This window comes from Aeromicrobium alkaliterrae, from assembly GCF_039529015.1.
Taxonomy (GTDB): Bacteria; Actinomycetota; Actinomycetes; order Propionibacteriales; family Nocardioidaceae; genus Aeromicrobium; species Aeromicrobium alkaliterrae.
The window spans coordinates 1,036,693-1,058,923 of the sequence record NZ_BAAAME010000002.1; the positions used below are offsets into that span (position 1 = coordinate 1,036,693).

The window sequence follows — 22,231 nt, forward strand, 5'->3', positions numbered from 1 at the left end:
GGGGCCCTTCGTCGTTCAACCCTGGTACGGCTCAGACGTCGTCGTCACCGAGCAGCGAGCGCATGCGGCGCGGCTGCGGCTCGGCGGGCGCGCTGCCCGGGACGGAACCGACGCTGCTGCCGTTGCCGGACTGGCTCGGGGCCGCGTTCGCCTCGGGCGTGTTGTCCGACGAGGCGAGCTGCTCGAGCTGCGTCTGGAAGTAGTTCTTCAGACGCGCGCGGTACTCACGCTCGTAGGCGCGCAGGTGCTCGACCTCGCGCTGCGCCTCGTAGCGCTCGCGCTCGATGCTGGCCAGAGCCTGCTCGCGACGCTGCTTGGTCTCGTCGTCGAGCTTCTGCGCGCGGATGCGGGCGTCGGTCTCGAGGCGGTCGGCCTTGCCGCGCGACTCGGTCTCGAGACGCTCGGCCTTGGCGCGGGCCTCGCCCACGATGCGGTCGGCCTCTTCCTTGGCCGCCTCCATGAGCTGGTCGGCGTTGGTCGAGGCGATCTCGAGCAGACGGGCCGCGGCCGACGACGCGTCGGCGACCGAGGGCGCCTTGGCGACGGGCTGCGGCGCGACCGGCTCGGGAGTCGGCTCCGGCGTGGGCTCGGGGATGACGGGCGGCGCGGTGACGGCGGGCGCCGGCGGCTCGTGCACGGGCGGGGCGACCTGCGGGATCAGGCCGGTGGGCTCGCCCGTCGAGGCGGCCGCGACCTTCGCGCGCAGCTCGTCGTTCTCGACAGTGAGACGCTCCAGCTCGGACTCGACTTCGTCGAGAAACTGATCCACCTCTCCCATGTCGTAGCCCTCGCGAAGGCGCACGGGCGTAAAGCGCTTGTTGCGCACGTCCTCAGGAGTCAGGGGCATCAGTTCACCTCAGGGTCGGGTTGAGACTTTCGGTCGATCCTACGCTACCGGTGGGTCGGCCACTCCTGCCACACCAGTCCCACCCGTGACTCACACGGTGGTGGCGCGCACCACGCTGATGAGGATCTGGATCACGATCAGCAGGATCAGCGGGGACAGGTCGAGAGAGACCTGTCCGAGCCGCAGCGGGGGGATGACGCGACGGATCGCCCGCAGGGGCGGATCGGTCACGAGATAGATGCCCTCGCACAGGACGGCGACCCAGCCGCGGGGCGCCCAGTTGCGGGCGAAGACCTGGATCCACTCGATGACGAATCGCGCCAGGAGCAGGACGATCGCGATCCAGAGGACCAGCAGGATGATGTCGGCGACGCCGGCAGGCATGCGCGCTCAGTCGCGGTCGTAGAGGCCACCGCCGGCGATGCGCTGCTTGTCCTCGTCGGACACCACCACATTCGCCGGGGTGAGCAGGAAGACGCCACCGGTGACCCGCGTGATCGCGCCGTGGACGGCGAACACCAGGCCCGCGCCGAAGTCGACCATGCGCTTGGCATCGGCGTCGTCCAGCTCGGTCAGGTTCATGATCACGGGGACGCCGCTGCGGAAGTTCTCGCCGACGACGCGCGCGTCGTTGAACGTGCGAGGCGTGACGGTCTCGATGCGCGTCATGTCGGAGCCGGCAGCCGAGACCTCGCGGCGGCGACGGTCGTCGATGTTCGCCACGGCGGCCGGACGGATCACGGCGGGCGTGCGGGCAGGGCGCGACGGCGCGGCCTCGGCACGGGGCTCCCGCTCCCGGGTCGGGGTGGGCTCCTCGTCGTACATCTCGTCGTAGTCGGCCTGCTCGACGAGGCCGAGGTACTCGCCCATCTTTCGCATTGCGCCAGCCATGACTGCCCCTCAGGTGTGTGGTGCGGCGAGCCGCACCGTGGTTCGTGGTGGAGACCTGAGAATTCACTCAAATCACATCAGTGACATTACCCGAGCGGTGGCCGTTCGCCGAGGATCGCGCGCCCGACACGCAGGTGTGTCGCGCCCGCGGCCACCGCGGCCTCCAGGTCGCCGCTCATGCCGGCCGAGATCGTGGTGGCGCCGGGGTGGTCGGCTCGGAGCCGCTCGGCGATCGCTGCGAGCCGCTCGAAGACCGGAGCCGGGTCGATGCCGAGAGGTGCGACGGTCATGACTCCCCCGAGGTGGAGCCGGTCGTTCTCCACGACGGCGTCGGCGAGCGCCGCGAGGTCGTCAGGCACGGCACCCGAGCGGCCGTCGGACGCCTGCTCGAAGGCCGGCCCGAGATCGACCTGCAGCAGCACCTCCAGGTCGCGCTCGGCGGCGACCGCCCCGCGGCCCAGCGAGGCGACGAGCTTGGGACGGTCGACCGAGTGCACGACGTCGGCGTAGCGCGCGATGGCGCCGGCCTTGTTGGTCTGGATGCCGCCCATGAAGTGCCACCGCACGGGCGCGCTCACGTCGGCAGCCTTCTCGCCCGCCTCCGGGTGACGGTTCTCGCCGACCTCGGTGACCCCGAACTCGGCCAGGAGCTCGACGTCGGACGCGGGGTAGGTCTTGGTGACGACGACGAGCGTCAGCTCGTCGCGGTCGCGGCCCGCAGCGGCGCAGGCGGCGCCGATCCGTTGCTCGACCTCTGCCAGGTTCGCCCGCAGCTCCTCGAGCCGCGCGGTCATCGCACGACCACCACGACGCCGTGGCGGCCCGCGGCCTCGCCGTCGCGCCGGAACGAGTGGTGCAGCGGGTCCTCGATCGTGCAGCCACCGACGTCGACGACCTCGACCCCGGCTGCCTCGAGCTGGCTGCGGACACCCGCGCCGATGTCGAGCGCGGGCGTGCCCCAGGAGGTGCGCGACCGGGTACCGGGGACGGCGGCGTCGACCTCGGCGGCCATCTCCTCGGGGACCTCGTAGCACCGACCGCAGGCGCGCGGGCCGACCCAGGCCCGCAGCCGGGTCGCGCCGGAGTCGTGCAGGGCGGAGACGGCGGCCGGGACCACGCCGGCGACGAGGCCGACGCGCCCCGCGTGGACGACCGCGCCGCGCGGGTCGTCGAGGTCGACGATCGCGATCGGCACGCAGTCGGCGGCGCGGGCGACCGCGGCACCAGGCCGGTCCAGCAGCACCGCGTCGGCGTCCACGAGGGCACCGTCGATCGGCGCGACGTCGTCGAGCGTCACGACCGTGCGGCCGTGCACCTGGTGCACCGCACCGACCGACGACACCCCCAGCTCGCGGGCGAGCCGGGGGTAGGCGGCCGGGTCACGCAGGTCCAGCGTGGCGTCGGTGAACGCCACCTCGACCCCGTGGTCGAGCCGAACGCGCTGCAGGAACACTCAGCGCAGGAAGTCGGGGATGTCGAGGTCGTCGTCGTACTCGACCTCGACGGGCTCCAACGGACCGTCCAGGTGCGGATCGGGCTTGAGGTAGTCCGCAGCCTTGGTGGGCGCCTTCTCCTCGACCGCAGGCGGCGGGGTGGCGCCGCCCTCGCGCAGGAGCGCGGGCTGCGAGGCGTCGCGGACCTTGGGCTCGCCGCCGTCGAAGCCGGCCGCGATGACGGTGACCCGGACCTCGTCGCCGAGCGCGTCGTCGATGACGGCGCCGAAGATGATGTTGGCCTCGGGGTCGACCGCGTCGGCGACCAGACCGGCGGCCTCGTTGATCTCGAACAGGCCGAGGTCGGACCCACCGGCGATCGACAGCAGCACGCCTCGCGCGCCCTCGATGGAGGCCTCGAGCAACGGGCTGGAGACCGCCATCTCGGCGGCGACCGCGGCCCGGGACTCGCCGCGGGCCGAACCGATGCCCATCAGGGCCGAGCCGGCGTCGGACATGACCGACTTGACGTCGGCGAAGTCGAGGTTGATCAGGCCCGGGGTCGTGATGAGGTCGGTGATGCCCGAGACGCCCTGGTGCAGGACCTGGTCGGCCTGGCGGAAGGAGTCGAGCAGGCTGACGTTGGGGTCGCTGATCGACAGCAGCCGGTCGTTCGGGATGACGATGAGGGTGTCGACCTCCTCGCGCAGCGCCTGGATGCCGGCGTCGGCCTGGCCCGAGCGGTTGCGGCCCTCGAACTTGAACGGGCGCGTGACGACGCCGATCGTCAGGGCGCCGAGCGAGCGGGCGATGCGGGCCACGACGGGCGCGCCGCCCGTGCCGGTGCCGCCGCCCTCGCCGGCCGTCACGAAGACCATGTCGGCGCCCTTGATGGCCGCCTCGATCTCCTCCGCGTGGTCCTCGGCGGCGCGCTTGCCGATCTCGGGGTTGGCGCCGGCGCCGAGGCCGCGCGTCGAGTCGCGGCCGACGTCGAGCTTGACGTCGGCGTCGCTCATGAGCAGGGCCTGGGCATCGGTGTTGATCGCGATGAACTCGACACCCTTGAGCCCCACCTCGATCATGCGGTTGACGGCGTTGACGCCGCCGCCGCCGATGCCGACGACCTTGATCACGGCGAGGTAGTTCTGGACCGCCATGGTGTTCCTTCCGGGCGAGGTCCACCGGTGCGGTGGAGGTGCGGCTGGGTTCGAGTCTGGTGCGAAGTCTGGCGGGAGGTTCCCCCTCAAACTATGACCCTCACGTGGAGAGTTATAGTTATGTCAACCTCGTGCTGGTCCGACGGTACGTGGCCGCGCACGGCCGCATCGTGACGACACGCCGAGGGTGTCGGCGCGGATTGGCGAGCCGTCGGGATCAGGCCCGGGTGGTCGGCTGCTCGGGCGCGCTGACGTCGTACTCGGAGGCCTGCACCGAGGCCAGCAGGGCCGTGATGACCTCGAGCTTGCGCTCGGAGTCCTCCGAGCTCCCCCAGCGCACGCTGCGACCGTCGAGCAGGTGGAACGTCACCGAGTCCTGGCTCTGCGCCTCGCCGTAGGCGATCTGCGCCAGCAGGTCGGGCGCCTGGTCCCGCAGCGTCGCGACGACCGAGCCGAGGCCCTCCAGCGACTGCTGGCGGTCGCGCGGGTCGGTGGTCTCGACGCGGATCTCGGTCAGCGGCGGCGGCGCGTCGAACGTGCGGAAGTCGGCACCGAACTTGTCGACGCCCTTGACCTGCCCCTGCGACTCGATCCAGGCGACGGCGGTGCGCTCGGTCACCGAGATCGCGACGGTGCCGGGCCACGACCGCGACACGTCGACGGACTCGACCGCCGGCAGGGTGCGGACCCGTTCCTCGATGGCGTCGAGGTCGATCCGCGCCAAGGGGCGTCCGAGCGGCACGTCCGCCGCCGAGACGACCTGGTCGGAGGTCAGCTGGTCGGTGCCCGTGACCTTGACCTCGTCGGCGGCCAGGACCGAGGAGAAGGCGACGAGCCACGCACCGGTCGCGACCACGGCGAGCACGACGACGCCGATCAGCACGCGGACGGCTCGGTGCAGGCGCGCGCGACGACGCCGTCGGCCGAAGAGGCCGCGGGTGTCGCGGGACGTGGACTCAGGCATCGCTGCGAGGTGCGCCGAGCCGCTCGAGGAGGCGCGGACCGACCCGCGTGATGTCTCCTGCCCCGAGCGTCAGGAGCAGGTCACCGGGGCGGACGAGGTCGGCGAGCACCGCGTCGAGGCGGTCGATCGGGCCGCCCTCGCTGGCGGGCGTGCCCTCGACCGCGGCGACCACCAGGGCGGAGGTCACGGCGGGATCGGGGTCCTCCCGGGCGAGGTACAGGTCGGCGACGACGACGCGGTCGGCGCTCGACAGCGCCGCACCCATCGCCCGGCCGAAGATGCGGGTGCGACTGACCAGGTGCGGCTGGTACGCCACGACGAGGCGGTCGTCGCCCGCGACGGCGCGCGCCGCGGCCAGGTCGGCGGCGATCTCGGTGGGGTGGTGCGCGTAGGAGTCGTAGACCCGGACCCCGGAGGCCTCCCCCAGCCACTGCATCCGGCGCGCGGCACCGGTGTAGGTCGCGAGCCCGGCAGCAGCGGCCTCGGGATCGGCTCCGAGCCGGTGGCTCGTGGCGAGCGCGAGCAGCGCGTCGCGGGCGTAGTGCGCGCCGACGACGCCGAGGACGACGTCGACCCGGACCTCGTCGGGACCGGACGCGGTGAACCGGGTGCCGTCGGCCGAGATGCTGAGCGCGGTGCCGCGCCACGTGGCCTCGGGATCGGTGAAGCCGCACGTGATGACGTCGAGTCCCTGGGCGGTGCCCGGCGCCGCCAGGGCCGCCGCGCCCTCGTCGTCGACGTCGAGCACGAGGAACTCCCCCACCGTCGTGACGAACTGCTCGAACGCACCTGCGTACGCCTCGGGCGTGCCCCAGACGTCGAGGTGGTCGGCGTCGACGTTGGTCACGATCGCGCCCGCCGGGTGGTAGACCAGGAACGCGCCGTCGGACTCGTCGGCCTCGACCACGAGGTCGGGGCTGGTCCCGAGCCGCGCGTTGGTGCCCAGGCGAGCGACCTCCGCACCGATCGAGAACGAGGCGTCGACCCCGGCCTCGAGCAGTGCGCACGTCAGCATCGCCGTCGTGGTGGTCTTGCCGTGGGTGCCGGCGACCGCCGTCGTGCGACGGCCGGCCATGAGGGACGCCAGTCCGGCCGAGCGCGGCCACAGGCGCACCCCGGCCTCCCGGGCGGCGACGACCTCGGGGTTGTCCTCGCGGACCGCGGTCGAGACGACGACGGTGTCGGCGCCGCGGATGTTCTCGGCCCGGTGGCCCAGGTGCACCGTGATGCCCTCCTCGCCGAGGGCGCGGGTGACGGCCGAGCGTGCCTGGTCGCTCCCGCTGACCTCGACGCCTTGCTGGCGCAGGAGGCGCGCGATGGCGGACAGGCCGGCGCCGCCGATGCCGACCAGGTGGACGTGCCGCAGCGCGGAGGCCGGCTCGATGACCTCCGGGACCGGGACGCGCATCAGGCGGTACCTGCGGCAGGACCTGACGTGCCGCCTCCGGCAGCGGCGAGCACCATCGCGGCGAGCCGCTGGTCGGCGTCGCGGGGCAGCTCGTGGGAGGCGGCGTTGCTCATGCGGGCCAGGCGGCCGCGGTCGCCCAGCAGCGGCACGACGACCTGCTCGACCCACTTGGCCGTGAAGGCCTCGTCGTCGATCAGGAGCGCGCCGCCTGACTGCACGACGGGGTGCGCGTTGACCGCCTGCTCGCCGTTGCCGATCGGCAGCGGGACGAACGCGGCGGGCAGACCCGTGACGGCCACCTCGGTGACGGTGTTGGCCCCGGCGCGGCAGACGATGAAGTCGGCCGCGGCGTAGGCGAGATCCATCCGGTCGACGAAGCCCTCGACGACGTACGGGGCGTCGCCCTCGCGACGGTCGGGCAGGGCCTCCTCGACCCGGCCCGCGACGTGAAGAACCTGGATGCCGGCGGCCGCGAGCTCGCGCGCGGCGCCCGAGACGGCCAGGTTGATCCGGCGCGCCCCCTGGGATCCGCCCGTGACCAGGAGCGTCGGGCGGTCGGCGTCGAGACCGAAGAACTCCCGGGCCTCCGCCCGCAGGGCGGCGCGGTCGAGCTGGGAGATCAGGCGGCGGATCGGCAGGCCGATGAGCTGCGCGTGCGGCAGGTGCGTGCCCGGGAAGCTCGTGGCGACGTGGGTCGTGAACCGCGCGCCGAGCTTGTTCGCGATGCCGGGGCGCGCGTTGCCCTCGTGCACCACGATCGGGACCCGCTTGCGGGCCGCGAGGTACGCGGGCACCGAGACGTAGCCGCCGAAGCCGCAGACGACGTCGGGCTGGATGCGCTCGATGATCTCGCGGGTCGCCGCGACGGTGCGGCGCAGGCGCACCGGGACCTTCGCGAGGTCGGCCCCGGGCTTGCGCGGCAGCGGGACGGGCGGGACGAGCTCGAGCGGGTAGCCGGCCTGCGGGATCAGCGTGACCTCGAGGCCGCGCGGCGTGCCCAGGCAGGTCACCTCGGCGCCCGCCTCGCGCAGCACCTCGGCGGTCGCGAGCAGCGGGGAGGTGTGCCCGGCGGTGCCACCGCCGGCGAGCAGGACCTTGACCTTGTCGTTCATCGAGCCTTCCGCTGTCGTGTCGAGGGGCGGCGAGCCGCGAGGGCGCGCTCGGCCCCGGGCTCGGTCAGGGCGCATCGGGCCAGCAGGCCCAGCGCGACCATCGTGACGAGCAGGCTCGACCCTCCGTAGGACATCAGCGGCAGCGTGATGCCGATGACCGGGAGCAGGCCGAGGACCATGCCGATGTTGATGGCGGCCTGGACGCTGATCCAGACCGTGATGCCGATCGCCAGGTAGTGGGCGAACGGGTCGCGGGTGCGCAGGGCGATGCGCACACCGGTGACCACGAGGACGACGAACAGCACGAGCACGATGAGCGTGCCGAACAGTCCGAGCTCCTCCCCCACGACCGCGAGGATGAAGTCGGTGTGGGCGTTGGGCAGCGCGCCCCACTTCTGCCGGCTTCCGCCGAGGCCGACGCCCCAGAAGCCACCCGTGGCGAGCGCCATCATCGAGTGGATCGCCTGGTAGCCCGTGCGGTCCGGGTCGGACATCGGGTCGAGGAAGCTCATGAGGCGGTCCATGCGGTGCGGCGCCGTGGCGACGAGCAGCACGAGGGCGACACCCAGCAGCGCGACGCCGCTGGTGATCAGCTTGCGTGGCAGGCCCACCGCCCACAGCAGCCCGAAGATCACCGCGAACAGCACCAGGGCCGTGCCGAGGTCCTTCTGCGCCACGACGAGCCCGGCGATGACGGCCGAGACCGGCAGCACGGGCATCAGCATCGTGTGGGTCGAGCGGGGGCCGTGCAACGCCTTCTGCCGGTTCGCGTACAGCGCGGCGATCCAGATGATGAGCGCGAGCTTGGCGAACTCCGAGGGCTGGAGCCGGAACCCGGCGACCAGCGGCAGCCAGTTCCGGTTGCCGCCGACCTCGACGCCGATGCCCGGCACCAACGTCAGCAGCATCAGGACGAACACCCCGACGAGGAGCACGGTGGAGAGCTTCTTGACGGCCGACAGCGGCATCTTGAGCGCGAGGTACGCGCCGAACAGCCCCAGCGCGGCGAAGAGACCCTGCTTCATGACGATGCCGTAGGAGTTGCCGCCCGAGCGGTAGGCCAGCACCGAGCTGGAGCTCAGGACCATGACGAGCCCGAGCCCGACGAGCAGGGCGGAGGCACCGAGCACGAGCTGGTACGACGCCAGCGGTCGCTCGAGCACGCGACGCAGGGCCTCGGCGGGCCGGCGTTCGGTGGAGGTGCTCACGAGGTGCTGCTCCTGGTGCGCGCGTTCAGGGGTGCTGGGTCCGGTCAGGTGCGGGTCAGGCGCCTGGCCGCCGCAGCGAACGCCTCACCGCGGTGGGCGTAGCTGCGGAACTGGTCCATGGACGCCGCAGCGGGGGCCAGCAGCACCGTGTCACCCTCACGGGCGAGCGACGCCGCGGTCCGGGCGACCGCATCCATGAGGTCAGTCTCCCCGTTGTCGACCTCGATCACGGGCACATCGGGGGCGTGTCGCCGGAGGGCCTCCGCGATCAGTCCGCGGTCACGACCGATCAGCACGACGCCGCGCAGGCGCTCGCGGACGTCGAGCACGAGGTCGTCGTAGGACGCCCCCTTGGCGAGGCCGCCGGCGACCCACACCACGTTCTCGGTGGACCGCAGCGCGGCGCGAGCGGCCGACACGTTGGTCGCCTTGGAGTCGTCGATCCAGCGGATGCCGTCGGACTCGGTGACGAACGCCATCCGGTGCGCGTCGAGACGGAAGCCCCGCAGGCCCTCGCGGACGGCCCGCTGCGAAACGCCGTGCGCCCGGGCGAGTGCCGCGGCGGCCAGGGCGTCGGCGACGACGTGGGGTGCGGCGGGGACGCCGTCGCGCTCGAGGTCGGCGAGCGTGCCCAGCTCGGCCGCGCTGGTGTGCCGGTCGGCCACGAACGCCCGGTCGGCGATGACGTCCTCGACCATGCCGATCATGCTGGGGCCCGGCATCGCGAGCGTGAAGCCGATCGCACGGCAGCCCTCGACGACGTCGGCGTCCATCACGAGCTGCTCGGTGACCTCGTCCTGCACGTTGTAGACGCAGGCGACCTGCGTGTTCTCGTAGATCCGGCCCTTCGCGGCGGCGTAGGCCGCCTCGTCGCCGTGCCAGTCCAGGTGGTCGGGCTCGACGTTCAGCACGACCGACGCCTGACACGAGATCGAGGAGCTCCAGTGCAGCTGGTAGCTCGAGAGCTCGACCGCGAGGACGTCGTACGGCTCCGGGTCCATGACCGCCTCGAGCACGGGCCGCCCGACGTTGCCGACGGCGTCGGACCGCAGGCCCTCGGCCTTGAGGATCGCGTCGAGCATCTGGACGGTCGTGGTCTTGCCGTTGGTGCCGGTGACCGCGAGCCATGGCGCGGCGTCGGGGCCGCGCAGGCGCCAGGCCAGCTCGACCTCCCCCCACACGGGCACGCCGTGGGCAGCCGCGTCGACGAGGAGCGGGTTGCTGGGCGGCCACCCCGGCGAGGTGACGACGAGGTCGACGTCGCCGAACGTCACGCCCGCGTCGGGGCCCATCCGCACGTCGACGCCGAGGATCTCGAGGAGCGTGGCCTGCTCGCGCTGCCGGCCCTCCGGGATCGCGTGGTCGACCACGATGACGTCGGCGCCGAGGTGCTGGAGGGTGTCGGCGGCTGCGTAACCACTGGCACCCAAGCCGGTCACGACGGCACGCACGCCGGACCAGGAGGACTCCCGGCCGAGCGCCGAGGGGTCCTTGCGGTCGTCGAGGCTCACAGCCCCGACCCCGTGTCAGAAGCGCGGAGAAGGTACGGGATCGGGTCTGCGAGAGTCTGGAGGTTCACTCGCTGACGCTCGCTCACAGCCCCGTGACCCACTCCCAGTAGAAGATGCCGAGCCCGGTCGCGACGCACAGGCCGCTGATCAGCCAGAAGCGCACGACGATCGTGATCTCGGCCCAGCCCAGCAGCTCGAAGTGGTGCTGCAAGGGGGCCATGCGGAAGATCCGTTTGCCCTTGGTGAGCTTGAAGTACCCGACCTGCAGGATCACCGAGGCCGTGATGATGACGAACAGGCCACCGAGGATCACGAGCAGCAGCTCGGTGCGGGTCATCAGCGCGAAGCCGGCCATCGCGCCGCCGAGCGAGAGCGAGCCCGTGTCGCCCATGAAGATCTTGGCCGGGGACGTGTTCCACCACAGGAAGCCGAAGCACGCGCCGGTCAGTGCCGAGGCGACGATCGCGAGGTCCAGCGGGTCGCGGACGTCGTAGCACTTCGAGCCGGGTGCGATGGCGCAGCTCTGGTTGAACTGCCAGATGTTGATCAGCACGAACGCGCCGAACACCATGACCGAGGCGCCCGTCGCGAGGCCGTCGAGTCCGTCGGTCAGGTTGACGCCGTTGCTGGTGCCGGCGATCAGGATCAGGACCCAGACGACGAGCAGCACCGTGGGGAGCTCCCAGCCGGCGAGGTCACGCGTGAAGCTGATCGCGTGGGTGATCGGCGTGTCGCCGTCCTCGTTCTCGAACCGGATCGCGAGCAGCGCGAAGACCAGGCCCACCGAGACCTGGCCGAACATCTTGGCCTTGCTGCGCAGACCGAGGCTGCGCTGGCGGAAGATCTTGATGAAGTCGTCGAGGAAGCCGATCGCCCCGAGGCCGACGAACAGGAACAGCAGCAGCAGGGCCGAGGCCGTCGGCCAGTTCCCGACCTGGAGGCGTCCGGCCGCGTAGCCGAGCACCACCGCGACGATGATGACGAGCCCGCCCATCGTGGGGGTGCCGCGCTTGGTGTGGTGCGAGGTGGGTCCGTCGTCGCGGATGAGCTGCCCGTAGCCCTTGGCCACGAGCACCTTGATCGCGAGTCGCGTGCCGAGGAGCGTGCTCATCAGAGCCACGGCACCGGCGATCAGGATGGCCAACATCGGGGGTCGAGTTCCTCTCGATCGGACGGCATACGGGCCCAGGGGTCCCCCGGCAGTATGCCGGGTCGGTCAGCGAAGCGCGTCGGCGACGCGCTCCAGACGACAGCTTCTCGATGCTTTCACGAGGACCACGTCGCCGGGACGCAGGCTCGCCCGGAGCTGGGTGAGGGCCTCGGTCACGTCCGCGACGGCCACGCCGATCCCGCCCGCGGCCTCGGCGATCGGGGCCGCCTCCGCCCCGACGGCGACGACCGCGCGCAGTCCGGACCGCGCCACGAGCTCCCCCACCGACCGGTGCAGAGCCTCGGAGTCGGCGCCGAGCTCGAGCATCGGACCGAGCACCGCGACGCCCCGGTCGCCCGCGGCAGCGGCGAGCCAGCCCACGGCGGCGGCCATCGACTCGGGATTGGCGTTGTAGGCGTCGTCGACCACGACGACGCCCGCGTCGGTGACGTGACGGGCCATGCGGTGCGGGGACCGCGCAGCAGCCGACGACAGGCGCTCGGCCGCCACCACGAAGTCGACCCCGGCTGCCACCGCAAGAGCGACCGCCGCAGCGGCGTTGGCCCCGTGGTGCAGGCCGAGCTGGGGCAGCACGACGTCGACCGACCGTCCGTCGTGCTCCAGGGTCAGGGCCGGGAAGCCGGACGGGTCGAGCTCCAGGGACGTCAGGCGGACGTCGGCGGCCTCGTCCTGCCCGAACCCGAGCACGCGCGCCCGGGTGCGATCGGCCATCGCGCGCACGCGCCGGTCGTCCAGGTTCAGCACGGCGGTCCCGGACTCCGGGAGTGCCTCGACGATCTCGCCCTTGGCCCGGGCCGTGTCGTCGAGGCCGCCGAACTCACCGACGTGGGCGGAGCCGACGTTGAGGACGGCGGCGACGTCGGGCGGGGTGATGGCACAGAGGGTGGCGATGTGCCCGATGCCGCGCGCGCCCATCTCGACGACGAGGAAGCGCGTCTCGGCGGTGGCGCGCAGCACCGTGAGCGGCACGCCCCACTCGTTGTTGAACGATCCCTGCGGCGCGATCGTGGGGCCCTGTGGCTCCAGGAGGTGGGCCAGGAGGTCCTTCGTGCTCGTCTTGCCGGCCGAACCGGTCAGCGCGATCGTCGTGAGCCCGTCAGCGGCCAGGAGGTCGTGGACGTGTCGGGCCAGGCGGCCGAGTGCCGCGGTGACGTCGTCGACGACGACCTGCGCGACGTCGACCTCGGTGACCTCGCGCTCGACCAGGGCCAGGACCGCTCCGACGGAGGAAGCCGCTGCCACGAAGTCGTGGCCGTCGGCGTGCTCGCCGGTCAACGCGGCGAACAGTCCACCCGGTTCGGCCTGGCGGGAGTCGATCACGGCGGGCGCGGTCACCTCGACCGTCGGCTCCCCCACGAGCCGTCCGCCGGTGACGCGGGCGATCTCGGAGGCGGCGAGCGCGATCACGGTGCCACGATCCCGGCCAGCGCCGAGCGGACCACGTCGCGGTCGTCGAAGGGGTGCACCACGCCGTCGACCTCCTGGCCCGTCTCGTGGCCCTTGCCCGCGACCACGACGGTGTCGCCCCGCTGGGCGATGCCCACGGCGTGGGCGATGGCCTCGGCCCGACCGCCGATCTCGAGCGTCTCGGCCGGCCCCACCGCACCGTCGAGGACCGCACGGCGGATGCGTGCCGGGTCCTCCGAGCGCGGGTTGTCGTCCGTCACGACGAGCACGTCGGCGAGCTCGGCGGCCGCAGCGCCCATCAGCGGCCTCTTGCCGGCGTCGCGGTCGCCTCCGGCGCCCAGCACGACGATCAGGCGCCCCGGAGTGACAGGACGGAGCGCGTGCAGCACGGCGGTGACGGCGTCGGGCTTGTGCGCGTAGTCGACGACGACCGTGAAGTCCTGGCCGGCCTCGACGTGCTCCATGCGCCCCGGGACACCGGGCGAGGCGGCGAGTCCGGTGGCCAGCTGCGAGAGGTCGCGCCCCTCCCCGGCCAGGGCGACGAGCACGGCAACGGCGTTGGAGACGTTGAACGCACCCGGGAGCGGCACGGTGACGTCGACCGTCTCGCCGTCGGGCCCGACGAGCTGCAGCTCCGAGCCCAGTCGGTGCGACCGGACGTTGACGGCACGCCAGTCCGCGGGCCGCCCCTCCGTCGAGTACGTCGTGACGGGGACGCTCGCCGTGCGGGCGAGGACCCGTCCGTGCTCGTCGTCGAGGTTGACCACCCCGCGGCGCGCGTGCTCGGGCGTGAACAGCAGGGCCTTGGCCGCGAAGTAGTCGTCGACGTCGGCGTGGAAGTCGAGGTGGTCGCGGCCGAGGTTGAGGAACACCGCGACGTCGAACGCGAAGCCGTCGACGCGGTGCTTCACGAGCGCGTGGCTGGAGACCTCCATCGCGCAGGTACGGACTCCCTCCTCGCGCATGACGGCGAACAGCGCCTGCAGGGCGGGCGCCTCCGGCGTCGTGAGGGAGGAGGCGACCGCCTGCCCCGCGATGCGGGTGCCGATCGTGCCGACGACGGCCGAGGGGCTGCCCGCGGCGGCCTCCGCGAGGTAGGTCGAGGTCGTCTTGCCCTGCGTGCCCGTGACCCCGAGCGAGGTGAAGGCGCGGGTCGGGTGCTCGTAGAGCTCGGCGCTGAGGCGGCCCAGCTGGGTGCGTGGGTCGTCCAGCACGACGACCGGCAGGCCCTCGGCGCGGGGGGCGCGGGAGATCTCAGCGGCGCCCTCGGCGTCGGTCAGGACGGCCACGGCACCCGCGGCGGCGGCGTCGGCCGCGAAACGTGCCCCGTGGGCGCGGGCCCCGGGGAGCGCCGCGAACAGGTCGCCCGGGACGACGAGATGGCTGCCCAGACTGATGCCGGTGACCTCGACGTCCGCGGGGGCACCGGCCCCCGGGGCGACGGCCTCGACGAGGTCGGCCAGGCGCCGGCGAGGCGGCACCTGCGGTCGGTCACGCATCAGATCAGCCACCGCACGAGACTACCGGCCGGCCCCGACGCCGCACCTTCCGCCACATTGTCGAATTTCCACCACTTCCCTATGGTTCGGTTTATGGCAAAACGCACCATTGCGAAATACTTCTCCGACCTCAGCGGAAATGAAATCGAGTCGAATTCCCCGACCGTGCATTTTTCGTTCGACGGCGCGAGCTACGAGATCGACCTGACCGACGCCGAGGGTGACGAGCTCCGCGAGGCCCTCGCGCCCTACGTGGCGGTCGCGCGCCGCGCCTCCGGCACCCGCGCCGCCCGCAAGGCCAGCAGCACCGGCGGGCCGTCCCCCAAGGACGTCCGCGCCTGGGCCGTCGGCCAGGGCCTCGACGTCCCCGCCCGCGGCCGCATTCCCGCCACGCTCACCGAGGCGTACGAAGCCGCCCACTGAGGGGGGCGTCCCGCACCTGACCGCCTCGCGCGGTACCGGTCGAGCGGCACGGACCAGCAGCGGTGGCTCCCGCTCGCGGCCCCCGCGGGCCTTCGGGGACCGGAAATGATGCGTGAGGGCACCCCTGGCGACCTCAAAGCATCACCGCCGGTCCCCCGAGGACCGGAACTGAGGCATGTCGGCAACCCGGGCTACCGAAAGGCATCATCGCGCCCGCGCCGCGCTCGCTGGTCCGTGGCCGCTTGTCCTGAACCACCGCAGGCGGTCAGCCGACCAGGGCTTCGAGGCTCGCGCCGCAGGCGGCACTCACACCCCAGCCACCGGAACCCGAATTACCACGTCGTCGGCGTACCCGGATTGGCGGCGCCGGTCGGGACGATGCCGAACCGCTGCAGCGCCATCGACATGATGTCGCGGAAGACCGGTGCGGCCGTGCCGCCACCGCTGGCGGCGGCGGTCGGGTTGTCGATCACGACGTAGGTCAGGAACCGCGGGGCGTCGGCCGGGGCGAACCCGACGAACGAGACGGTGTGCTCGCCGCTGACGTAGCGACCCGTGTCGGGGTCGACGCGCCAGGCGGTGCCGGTCTTGCCGGCGACACGGTAGCCCGGGATCTGCGCCGCCGGGGCTGAGCCGTCCTCGGTCACGACAGCCTCCATCATCGTGGTGACGGTCTTGGCCGCCTCCTGCGAGATGATCTGCTGCGACCCGTCCTGGGCCGTCGCGGTCGACGTGCCGTCGGCCGCGGTCAGGCTGCTGACCACCGTCGGGTCGCAGATCTGGCCGCCGTTGGCGATCGCACCCACGGCGCGCACCATCTGCATCGCGGTGACCGAGATGCCCTGGCCGAACGAGATCGTCGCGTGGTTGGCCTTCGACCAGCCGGCGGGGTCGGTCAGGATGCCGACCGACTCGCCCGGCAGGTCGACGCCGGTCTTCTGACCGAAGCCGAACTTGCTCAGGTAGGAGTGCATCGTCTCGTCGTCCATCTGCTGGGCGGCGAGGATCGTCCCGAGGTTGGACGACTTCGCGATGACGCCGGCGGCCGTCAGCTGCAGCACCCCGTGGTCCCACGCGTCGCCGATCGTGAAGCCGTCGATCGTCATCTCCGACGGCACGCGGATCGGGGTCGTCGGCGTGATCTTGCCCTGGTCGGCCAGCGCCGCCATCGTGATCGTCTTCATGACCGATCCGGGCTCGTAGACGGTCTGCAGGCCGCGGCTCACCGTCGTCGCGTCGCTGACGTCGGTCTTGGTGTCGGCGTCGAACGTCGGCACCTGCGACATCTGCATGATCTCGCAGGTCTGGACGTCGAGCGTGATCGCGAGGCCCCAGTCGGCTCCGGCGCCCTGGACCGCCTGCGAGAGCACGTCGTCGGCGTACCACTGCAGGTCGCTGTCGATCGTGGTCGTGACGTCGCTGCCGGGCACCATCTCGGTGGCCTGGCTGTCGGCGAGCGGGATCTTCTCCCCCGTCGGCGAGACGGAGTACGTCGCGGACCCGTCGGTGCCCGAGAGCAGGTCGTCGTACTTCTGCTCGAGCCCTCCGACGCCCTCCCCCTCGGCGTTGAGCCGGCCGATCAGGTTCGCCGCGACCGACCCGTTCGGATACGAGCGCAGGCTCTCGTGCTGCACGAAGACGCCGTTGAGGTCGGCCTCGTCCAGGCCGTCCATGACCTGGTCGGCCTGCCACGCCGGGATGTCCTTGACGACGTAGACGAACCGGCTGTCCGGCTTGCGGAGCTGGTCGATCACGTCGAAGTAGTCGATGGCGCTGCCGAGGACCTCCCGGAGGATCCCCGCGATCTTGGGAGCGTTCTCCGCCGTGAGCTTCGGGTCCGCGGTCAGCGTGATGCCGTTGTAGCTCGTCGCGAGCGCGACGCCGTTGCGGTCGAGGATCTCGCCGCGCTCGGCCGGCACGATCGTCGAGCGCGTGCCCGCGTCGCTGGCCATCGCGGCGTACGCGCTGGTGTCGAAGCCCTGGATCTGGAGCAGTCGGGCGCCGAACGCCAGGAAGACCGTGAGGACGATCGCCAGGCTGATCCGGACCCGCTTGCGCACGATGCCGGCGCGCAGCGCCCGCGTCGAGGCCGCGCTCACGGCTGTGTCCCGGCCGGGGTCGGGACGCCGATGATCTCGCCCGTGTCGGGCTTGAGGAAGACGGGTGTCGCGTTGGGCACCATGCCCAGGGCTGCTGCCGCGGCCGCGAGCGAGGCCGGGTTGCCGAGGCGGTCGGCCTCGTACTCCAGCTGCTGCTGCTGGACCTCCAGGCTCTGCGCCTGGGTCTGCAGCCGGGCGAGCTCGAAGGCCTGGTCCTGCAGCGCGGTGCTCATGACCACGAGACCCACGAGACCGGCGGACAGGATCGACACGACGACGACCACGAACGGGGCACGTCGTGCCCGCGCGCGGGCGGGGGCGACGATCCGCAGGGCACGCTCACGCGCCGCGCCGGCACGGGACAGGTCCCGGGTCGGAGCGGCGGACGTCCGTGCCGACGACCTCACGGTCGATCGAGCCGGCGAAGCGCTCATGCGGCGGTCCTCTCCACGGCCCGCAGACGCACGGAGGCGGCGCGGGGGTTGCTCTCGATCTCCTCGGGTGACGCGACCTCCGCGCCCCGGGTCAGCAGACGGAACCGCGGACGCTGGTCCTCCGGCACGATCGGCAGGTCGCGCGGCGCGGTGCTGGTCGTGACCTGGGCGAAGCCCCGCTTCGTGATGCGGTCCTCGAGCGAGTGGTACGACAGCACGACGACCCGGCCGCCGACCCCGAGCACGTCGAGGGAGGCCGGGAGGGCACGTTCATACACCCGCAGCTCGTCGTTGACCTCGATGCGCAGCGCCTGGAACGTGCGCTTGGCCGGGTTGCCCCCGGTGCGGCGCGCAGCCTGCGGGATGCTGTCGCGCACGAGCTCGACGAGCCGCGCGCTGCGGGTGAAGGGCTCGGTGGCGCGGGCGCGGACGACGTTGTCGGCGATGCGCTTGGCGAACTTCTCCTCGCCGTACACGCGCAGCACGCGGGCCAGGTCGCGGGCGTCGTACTCGTTGAGCACGTCCGCCGCGGTCAGCGGCCCGCTCGCGTCCATCCGCATGTCCAGCGGCGCGTCCTGGGCGTAGGCGAAGCCGCGCTCGGCCTCGTCGAGCTGCATCGAGGAGACCCCGAGGTCGAACAGGACGCCGGCCACGGACCGCACGCCCGCCCCGGCGACGACGTCGGCGATGTCGTCGTAGACCGCCTCCGCGGCGGTGAACCGGTCGCCGAACGGCGCGAGTCGCTCGCTCGAGAGGCGCAGCGCGGTCGGGTCACGGTCGATGCCGATCACCCGGGCGCGCTCGAAGGTCTGCAGGAACGCCTCGGAGTGCCCGCCGAGCCCCAAGGTCGTGTCCACCACCACCGCACGGTCGCCCGCGGCCTCGACGGCCGGCGCCAGCAGCGCGAGCACGCGCTCGAGCGCGACAGGCACGTGGGTCGGGGTGGTCATGAACGCTCCTGGAGGAAGTCAGGTCGTGGGGGGAAGAGGTGCTGCGGGTGGGGCCGTGGGGCCAGACCCCCGGCCGTGCGCGTCTGGCACCGGGGAAGTGCGCCAGAACCGCTCGGACGGAGATCTCGCTCCACGGACGGAGTCGTGCGGTGGGTCAGAAGAGGTCGAAGCCCTCCTCCTCGCCGAGGTTCGCGAAGGCCTCGTCCTGCTCGGCGGTGAACTGCGCCCACCGCTCGGAGTCCCAGATCTCGATGCGGTCCATCGCACCGATCACCGAGCACTCGCGCTCGAGGGAGGCCCACTCGCGCAGCAGCGCGGGGATCGCGATGCGCCCCTGCTTGTCCGGCACCTCGGTCGAGGCGCTGGCGTACAGCGACCGCTGGAAGAACCGGACCTGCCGGTTCGTGAAGGACGAGGCCCGCAGCTTCTGCGTGAGCTCGGAGAACGTCTCGGGCTTCCACCCGTAGATGCAGTTCTCCTGACCCTTCGCCAGCACGACGCCCTCGTGGAACATCGCGCGGAACTTCGCCGGCAGGAAGATCCGGCCCTTCTCGTCGAGCTTCGGGGTGAACGTGCCGAAGAACTGCGCGGACTCGACGGTCACGGCGCACCTCCTCGACATCGCGTCGCGTCATCGCGACTGCTCCCTTTTGCTCCACAGTACTCCACTTTGCACCACTGCTGGCCCTTTCGCCTGGCATGACGAGGCCAACGACGTCGGCGTGTCGCCGCATCGACGACTCCCGAACCCGTCAGGACAGGCGAAAACCCGCTCCGTGGAGGAAGAGGGAGCGGGTGGGGAGGGTGGAGGAACGCAGAACGCCCCCGAGGACCGGTCTCAGCCGGTCACGGGGGCGTCAGGTGGTGCGGGGTGGAGCGAGGGGGTTCAGCGGCCGCCGTCGTCGTCGCGACGGTGCTGCCAGCGCTGCTCCATGCGCTCGACGAACGAGCCCGAGCGCTGCGGGCGCGACGCGCCGCCGCCCCGCGGGGGCTTGGGGCCTCCGCGGCCGACGGGCGGCGTGTCCGAGCCGGAGCCCAGGCCACGGCGCCAGGCGTTCACGACCAGGTAGCCGCTGCCGATCATCACGACGAAGCCGATGACCGCGAGCCACGTGTAGGTGAGCATCGTGCCGTAGAACAGCACGCCCAGGCCGGCGAGGAAGCCGATCCCGGCGATGATGGCGACGCGGCGGTTGCGCGCCTCCAGGGCGGACCCGCGCAGCGTCGAGGCGAACGCCGGGTCCTCGGCAGCGAGCGACTGCTCAAGCTGCTGGAGAAGTCGGGCTTCCTCGTCTGACAGCGGCACGGTTGCCTCCTGGGCGATGGCTTTGGACAAAGTCTAGGTCCCCAGCGGTCAACGGACCAGCCGACTGTCCCACTAAGGTGCACGCATGGCTCGGATCGTGGTCGTCGGAGCGGGCTTCGCCGGTCTTTCGGCGGCTGCCCGACTCGCCAAGGCACGCCACGAGGTGACCCTCCTGGAGGCCTCTGACCGGCTCGGCGGCGCGCTCCACGGGCTCGAGATCGACGGCCACCGCTGGAACCTGCACCCGCAGACCGTCACGACGCCCGGCGTCTTTCGCGACCTGTTCCGCAAGTCCGGTCGCACGATGGAGGCGAGCCTGGGCCTGAGCCCGGCACCGCCGCACCGTCACGTGTTCACCGACGGCTCGGTGCTGGACCTCCCCCACGGCCACCGCAGCGCGCAGCACGACGCCGTCACCGATCTCGTCGGCTTCGACACGTGGTCGCCGTGGGTCGACTCCCTGGGCGAGGTGTGGGAGGTCCTGCGGCGCCAGTCGTACGACCAGGTCCTCACCGGGCCCGACGCGTTCGACCGCGAGGCCCGCCGCCTGCTTCACCCGCGCCGGATGCTCTCGGCCTTCGGTCGCCGCAGCTTCGGCGACCCGCGCCTGCTCAAGCTCGTGCTCGACCCGGTCCGGCACGGAGGGCTCGACCGCGGGTCGACGCCGGCGTTCGTCTCGGTCTGGCACTACGTGGAGCGCACGTTCGGGCACTGGTCCTTCGGCGACGACTGGGCGGGGCTCGCTGCGGCGCTGCAGAAGCGCATCGCCGAGCGCAAGGTCGACGTGCGGCTGCAGACCCGAGGGCTGGCGCTGGTGCGCGAGTCCGGCCAGGTCGTCGCGGTCGAGACCGACGCCGGACGCATCGACTGTGACGCTGTCGTCTGGTGCAACCGCACGGTGCCGGACGGCGACCCCCGCTCCCCCGGCATCCCGGCCGTCCCCTCCTCGCGCACCCTCCTGCGTCTCGACGGCGACCCGCCGGAGCTCGCGCTCGAGACCACGATCCACGCGAACCCGCCGGTCGTCGCGCACCGCACGGAGCCGGGCCTGTGGACCCTGGAGCACCGCAGCGGCGAGGACGTGCTGGTCGCTCTGGCCCGCGTCGGGGTCGACCTGCGCGAGCGGGTCCTGGAGCGTCACGACCTGCGTCCGGCCCAGGTCGTGGCCCACGTCGACGACGGCTGGACCTGGACCGGCTGGACGTCGATGTTCCGCCGACCCGGCGTCGCGCCGCGCGGCGGCGTCTTCCACGCCGGCGCCCACGCGCACCCCGGTCCGCGCCTGGAGCACATCGGCATGGCGACCGCTGCGATCGCCGCCGAGCTGGGCGAGGTCCCGCGCGTCCCGCGGACGTCCGCCCCCTGAGGTGCGCCCTTCGAGGCTCGCTCGTTGCTCGCTCGCACCTCAGGGCCCGGAGACCTGCCGCCCCCTGAGGTGCGACGAAAGAGCCTCGAAGGGGGTTCAGCGACCCTGCGTCAGAGGACCCCGTCGGCGCGGAGCGACTCCCAGATCTCGCGCGTCGCCTTGGAGCGGTTGAGCGTGATGAAGTGCAGGCCCGGAGCCCCGCCGGCGATGAGGTCGCGGCACAGCTGGGTCGCGAGCTCGATGCCCGCGGCGCGGACCTTCGCCGAGTCCTCGGCGAGCGGCTCGATCACGTCGAGCACCTCGCGCGGCATCTCGGCGCCGGAGAGCTCGGCCATCCGGGCGACCTGGCCGAAGTTCAGGATCGGCATGATGCCGGGGATGATCGGCATGTCGGACCCGTGCGCACGGACGCGCTCGACGAGCTCGAAGTAGTCCGAGGCGCGGAAGAACATCTGCGTGATCGCGAACTCGGCGCCCGCGGCGCCCTTCTCGGCCAGCACCCGGGCGTCGTCGTCGAGGGTGTCGGCGTCGGGGTGCCCCTCGGGGAACGCGGCGACGCCGACCGTGAAACCGCCCCGCTCGCGGGCCATCTCGACGAGCTCGATCGCGTACGTCATGCCGTCGGGGTGCGACTCCCAGGCCGCGCGCGGGCCGCCCGGCGGGTCGCCCCGCAGGGCCAGCACGTGCTCGACCCCGGCCTCGGCGTACTGACGCAGCACGTCGTCGACCTCGTCACGGGTCTGCCGCACCAGGGTCAGGTGCGCCACGGGGCACAGGGTCGTCTCCTGCGCGATGCGGGAGGTCACCCGGACCGTGCGGTCCTGGCTCGTGCCGCCGGCGCCGTACGTGATCGACACGAAGGTCGGCTCCAGCGCCTCGAGCTCGGTGATGGTGTCCCACAGGACCGCCTCGCCGGCGTCGTCCTTGGGCGGGAAGAACTCGAACGACACGGTCGGCACGCTGCTGCTCAGGTGATCGAGGAGCGCGCGGTCCGGGACGGGCCCCGAAGACTTGGGCAACGAACGGTCAGGCACGGGGCAAAGGT

The 22,231-nt window shown here is 72.3% G+C and carries 21 protein-coding genes and 1 pseudogene; 2 read left to right on the forward strand and 20 right to left on the reverse strand.

What is annotated here, in order from left to right:
* Positions 1 to 31: 31 nt before the first annotated feature.
* The 14 genes and pseudogenes from ABD127_RS06225 to ABD127_RS06290 form a co-directional block, all read right to left on the reverse strand.
* The gene (locus tag ABD127_RS06225; RefSeq protein WP_344198847.1) at positions 32 to 847 is read right to left on the reverse strand and encodes a DivIVA domain-containing protein; all 816 of its coding nucleotides are present in this window, start codon (positions 845 to 847) and stop codon (positions 32 to 34) included.
* A gap of 90 nt (positions 848 to 937) precedes the next feature.
* On the reverse strand, positions 938 to 1,231 hold the full coding sequence (locus ABD127_RS06230; RefSeq protein ID WP_344198849.1) for a YggT family protein: 294 nt from the start codon (positions 1,229 to 1,231) through the stop codon (positions 938 to 940).
* Between the two features lie 6 nt (positions 1,232 to 1,237).
* On the reverse strand, positions 1,238 to 1,738 hold the full coding sequence (locus tag ABD127_RS06235; RefSeq protein ID WP_344198851.1) for a cell division protein SepF: 501 nt from the start codon (positions 1,736 to 1,738) through the stop codon (positions 1,238 to 1,240).
* 86 nt (positions 1,739 to 1,824) lie between these two features.
* Positions 1,825 to 2,532, reverse strand: coding sequence for a YggS family pyridoxal phosphate-dependent enzyme (locus ABD127_RS06240; protein WP_344198853.1), 708 nt, complete (start codon positions 2,530 to 2,532; stop codon positions 1,825 to 1,827).
* A complete protein-coding gene (locus tag ABD127_RS06245) occupies positions 2,529 to 3,191 on the reverse strand; it encodes a laccase domain-containing protein (protein WP_344198855.1) in 663 nt (220 codons plus the stop codon). Before ABD127_RS06245 ends, ABD127_RS06240 begins: the two co-directional genes overlap by 4 nt.
* A gap of 161 nt (positions 3,192 to 3,352) precedes the next feature.
* Positions 3,353 to 4,328, reverse strand: a pseudogene (gene ftsZ, locus ABD127_RS06250) (cell division protein FtsZ); the annotation flags it as partial.
* A gap of 217 nt (positions 4,329 to 4,545) precedes the next feature.
* Positions 4,546 to 5,292, reverse strand: coding sequence for a cell division protein FtsQ/DivIB (locus tag ABD127_RS06255; protein ID WP_344198859.1), 747 nt, complete (start codon positions 5,290 to 5,292; stop codon positions 4,546 to 4,548).
* Positions 5,285 to 6,700 carry a UDP-N-acetylmuramate--L-alanine ligase gene (murC, locus tag ABD127_RS06260; RefSeq protein WP_344198861.1) on the reverse strand — a complete coding sequence of 472 codons (1,416 nt, stop codon included), beginning with the start codon at positions 6,698 to 6,700 and terminating at the stop codon, positions 5,285 to 5,287. The genes ABD127_RS06255 and murC overlap by 8 nt, the downstream gene beginning before the upstream one ends.
* A complete protein-coding gene (murG, locus tag ABD127_RS06265) occupies positions 6,700 to 7,812 on the reverse strand; it encodes an undecaprenyldiphospho-muramoylpentapeptide beta-N-acetylglucosaminyltransferase (RefSeq protein ID WP_344198863.1) in 1,113 nt (370 codons plus the stop codon). The genes murC and murG overlap by 1 nt, the downstream gene beginning before the upstream one ends.
* Positions 7,809 to 9,020, reverse strand: a complete 1,212-nt coding sequence (gene ftsW / locus ABD127_RS06270) for a putative lipid II flippase FtsW (protein ID WP_344198865.1) — start codon at positions 9,018 to 9,020, stop codon at positions 7,809 to 7,811. Before ftsW ends, murG begins: the two co-directional genes overlap by 4 nt.
* Positions 9,021 to 9,064: 44 nt before the next feature.
* Positions 9,065 to 10,531, reverse strand: a complete 1,467-nt coding sequence (murD, locus tag ABD127_RS06275; protein WP_344198867.1) for a UDP-N-acetylmuramoyl-L-alanine--D-glutamate ligase — start codon at positions 10,529 to 10,531, stop codon at positions 9,065 to 9,067.
* 82 nt (positions 10,532 to 10,613) lie between these two features.
* Positions 10,614 to 11,678, reverse strand: coding sequence for a phospho-N-acetylmuramoyl-pentapeptide-transferase (gene mraY / locus ABD127_RS06280; RefSeq protein WP_344198869.1), 1,065 nt, complete (start codon positions 11,676 to 11,678; stop codon positions 10,614 to 10,616).
* Positions 11,679 to 11,747: 69 nt separating this feature from the next.
* On the reverse strand, positions 11,748 to 13,109 hold the full coding sequence (locus ABD127_RS06285; protein ID WP_344198871.1) for a UDP-N-acetylmuramoyl-tripeptide--D-alanyl-D-alanine ligase: 1,362 nt from the start codon (positions 13,107 to 13,109) through the stop codon (positions 11,748 to 11,750).
* Entirely contained in the window at positions 13,106 to 14,620 is a 1,515-nt protein-coding gene (locus ABD127_RS06290) for a UDP-N-acetylmuramoyl-L-alanyl-D-glutamate--2,6-diaminopimelate ligase (protein WP_344198873.1), read from the reverse strand. Before ABD127_RS06290 ends, ABD127_RS06285 begins: the two co-directional genes overlap by 4 nt.
* An 81-nt stretch (positions 14,621 to 14,701) precedes the next feature.
* On the opposite strand from ABD127_RS06290, the gene ABD127_RS06295 reads away from it, so the two are divergent.
* Entirely contained in the window at positions 14,702 to 15,031 is a 330-nt protein-coding gene (locus tag ABD127_RS06295) for a histone-like nucleoid-structuring protein Lsr2 (RefSeq protein WP_344198875.1), read from the forward strand.
* 332 nt (positions 15,032 to 15,363) lie between these two features.
* On the opposite strand, the gene ABD127_RS06300 is transcribed toward ABD127_RS06295, so the two are convergent.
* The 5 genes from ABD127_RS06300 to ABD127_RS06320 form a co-directional block, all read right to left on the reverse strand.
* Positions 15,364 to 17,130: a peptidoglycan D,D-transpeptidase FtsI family protein gene (locus ABD127_RS06300; protein ID WP_344198877.1), complete on the reverse strand. Its 1,767-nt coding sequence runs from the start codon at positions 17,128 to 17,130 to the stop codon at positions 15,364 to 15,366.
* Positions 17,127 to 17,564 (reverse strand): cell division protein FtsL, encoded by a 438-nt coding sequence (gene ftsL / locus ABD127_RS06305; RefSeq protein ID WP_344198879.1) that lies wholly within the window; start codon positions 17,562 to 17,564, stop codon positions 17,127 to 17,129. Before ftsL ends, ABD127_RS06300 begins: the two co-directional genes overlap by 4 nt.
* Entirely contained in the window at positions 17,561 to 18,514 is a 954-nt protein-coding gene (gene rsmH / locus ABD127_RS06310; protein WP_344198881.1) for a 16S rRNA (cytosine(1402)-N(4))-methyltransferase RsmH, read from the reverse strand. Before rsmH ends, ftsL begins: the two co-directional genes overlap by 4 nt.
* A gap of 154 nt (positions 18,515 to 18,668) precedes the next feature.
* The gene (gene mraZ, locus ABD127_RS06315; protein ID WP_344198883.1) at positions 18,669 to 19,118 is read right to left on the reverse strand and encodes a division/cell wall cluster transcriptional repressor MraZ; all 450 of its coding nucleotides are present in this window, start codon (positions 19,116 to 19,118) and stop codon (positions 18,669 to 18,671) included.
* 282 nt (positions 19,119 to 19,400) lie between these two features.
* Complete coding sequence (locus tag ABD127_RS06320) at positions 19,401 to 19,820, reverse strand: DUF3040 domain-containing protein (protein ID WP_344198885.1); 420 nt, start codon at positions 19,818 to 19,820, stop codon at positions 19,401 to 19,403.
* An 85-nt stretch (positions 19,821 to 19,905) separates the two neighbouring features.
* Between ABD127_RS06320 and ABD127_RS06325 the strand changes: the two genes are divergently transcribed.
* The gene (locus ABD127_RS06325; RefSeq protein ID WP_344198887.1) at positions 19,906 to 21,186 is read left to right on the forward strand and encodes a phytoene desaturase family protein; all 1,281 of its coding nucleotides are present in this window, start codon (positions 19,906 to 19,908) and stop codon (positions 21,184 to 21,186) included.
* 110 nt (positions 21,187 to 21,296) lie between these two features.
* On the opposite strand, the gene metF is transcribed toward ABD127_RS06325, so the two are convergent.
* On the reverse strand, positions 21,297 to 22,220 hold the full coding sequence (metF, locus tag ABD127_RS06330) for a methylenetetrahydrofolate reductase [NAD(P)H] (protein ID WP_344198889.1): 924 nt from the start codon (positions 22,218 to 22,220) through the stop codon (positions 21,297 to 21,299).
* Positions 22,221 to 22,231: the final 11 nt, after the last annotated feature.

Bases quoted from the DNA above. Each gene is read 5' to 3' on its own strand.
- mraY (WP_344198869.1), bottom strand. From the start codon at position 11,678: ATGTTGGCCATCCTGATCGCCGGTGCCGTGGCTCTGATGAGCACGCTC.
- rsmH (WP_344198881.1), bottom strand. From the start codon at position 18,514: ATGACCACCCCGACCCACGTGCCTGTCGCGCTCGAGCGCGTGCTCGCG.
- ABD127_RS06230 (WP_344198849.1), bottom strand. From the start codon at position 1,231: ATGCCTGCCGGCGTCGCCGACATCATCCTGCTGGTCCTCTGGATCGCG.
- ABD127_RS06255 (WP_344198859.1), bottom strand. From the start codon at position 5,292: ATGCCTGAGTCCACGTCCCGCGACACCCGCGGCCTCTTCGGCCGACGG.
- ABD127_RS06235 (WP_344198851.1), bottom strand. From the start codon at position 1,738: ATGGCTGGCGCAATGCGAAAGATGGGCGAGTACCTCGGCCTCGTCGAG.
- murC (WP_344198861.1), bottom strand. From the start codon at position 6,700: ATGCGCGTCCCGGTCCCGGAGGTCATCGAGCCGGCCTCCGCGCTGCGG.
- murG (WP_344198863.1), bottom strand. From the start codon at position 7,812: ATGAACGACAAGGTCAAGGTCCTGCTCGCCGGCGGTGGCACCGCCGGG.
- ftsL (WP_344198879.1), bottom strand. From the start codon at position 17,564: ATGAGCGCTTCGCCGGCTCGATCGACCGTGAGGTCGTCGGCACGGACG.
- ABD127_RS06240 (WP_344198853.1), bottom strand. From the start codon at position 2,532: ATGACCGCGCGGCTCGAGGAGCTGCGGGCGAACCTGGCAGAGGTCGAG.
- ABD127_RS06295 (WP_344198875.1), top strand. From the start codon at position 14,702: ATGGCAAAACGCACCATTGCGAAATACTTCTCCGACCTCAGCGGAAAT.
- ABD127_RS06225 (WP_344198847.1), bottom strand. From the start codon at position 847: ATGCCCCTGACTCCTGAGGACGTGCGCAACAAGCGCTTTACGCCCGTG.
- ABD127_RS06325 (WP_344198887.1), top strand. From the start codon at position 19,906: ATGGCTCGGATCGTGGTCGTCGGAGCGGGCTTCGCCGGTCTTTCGGCG.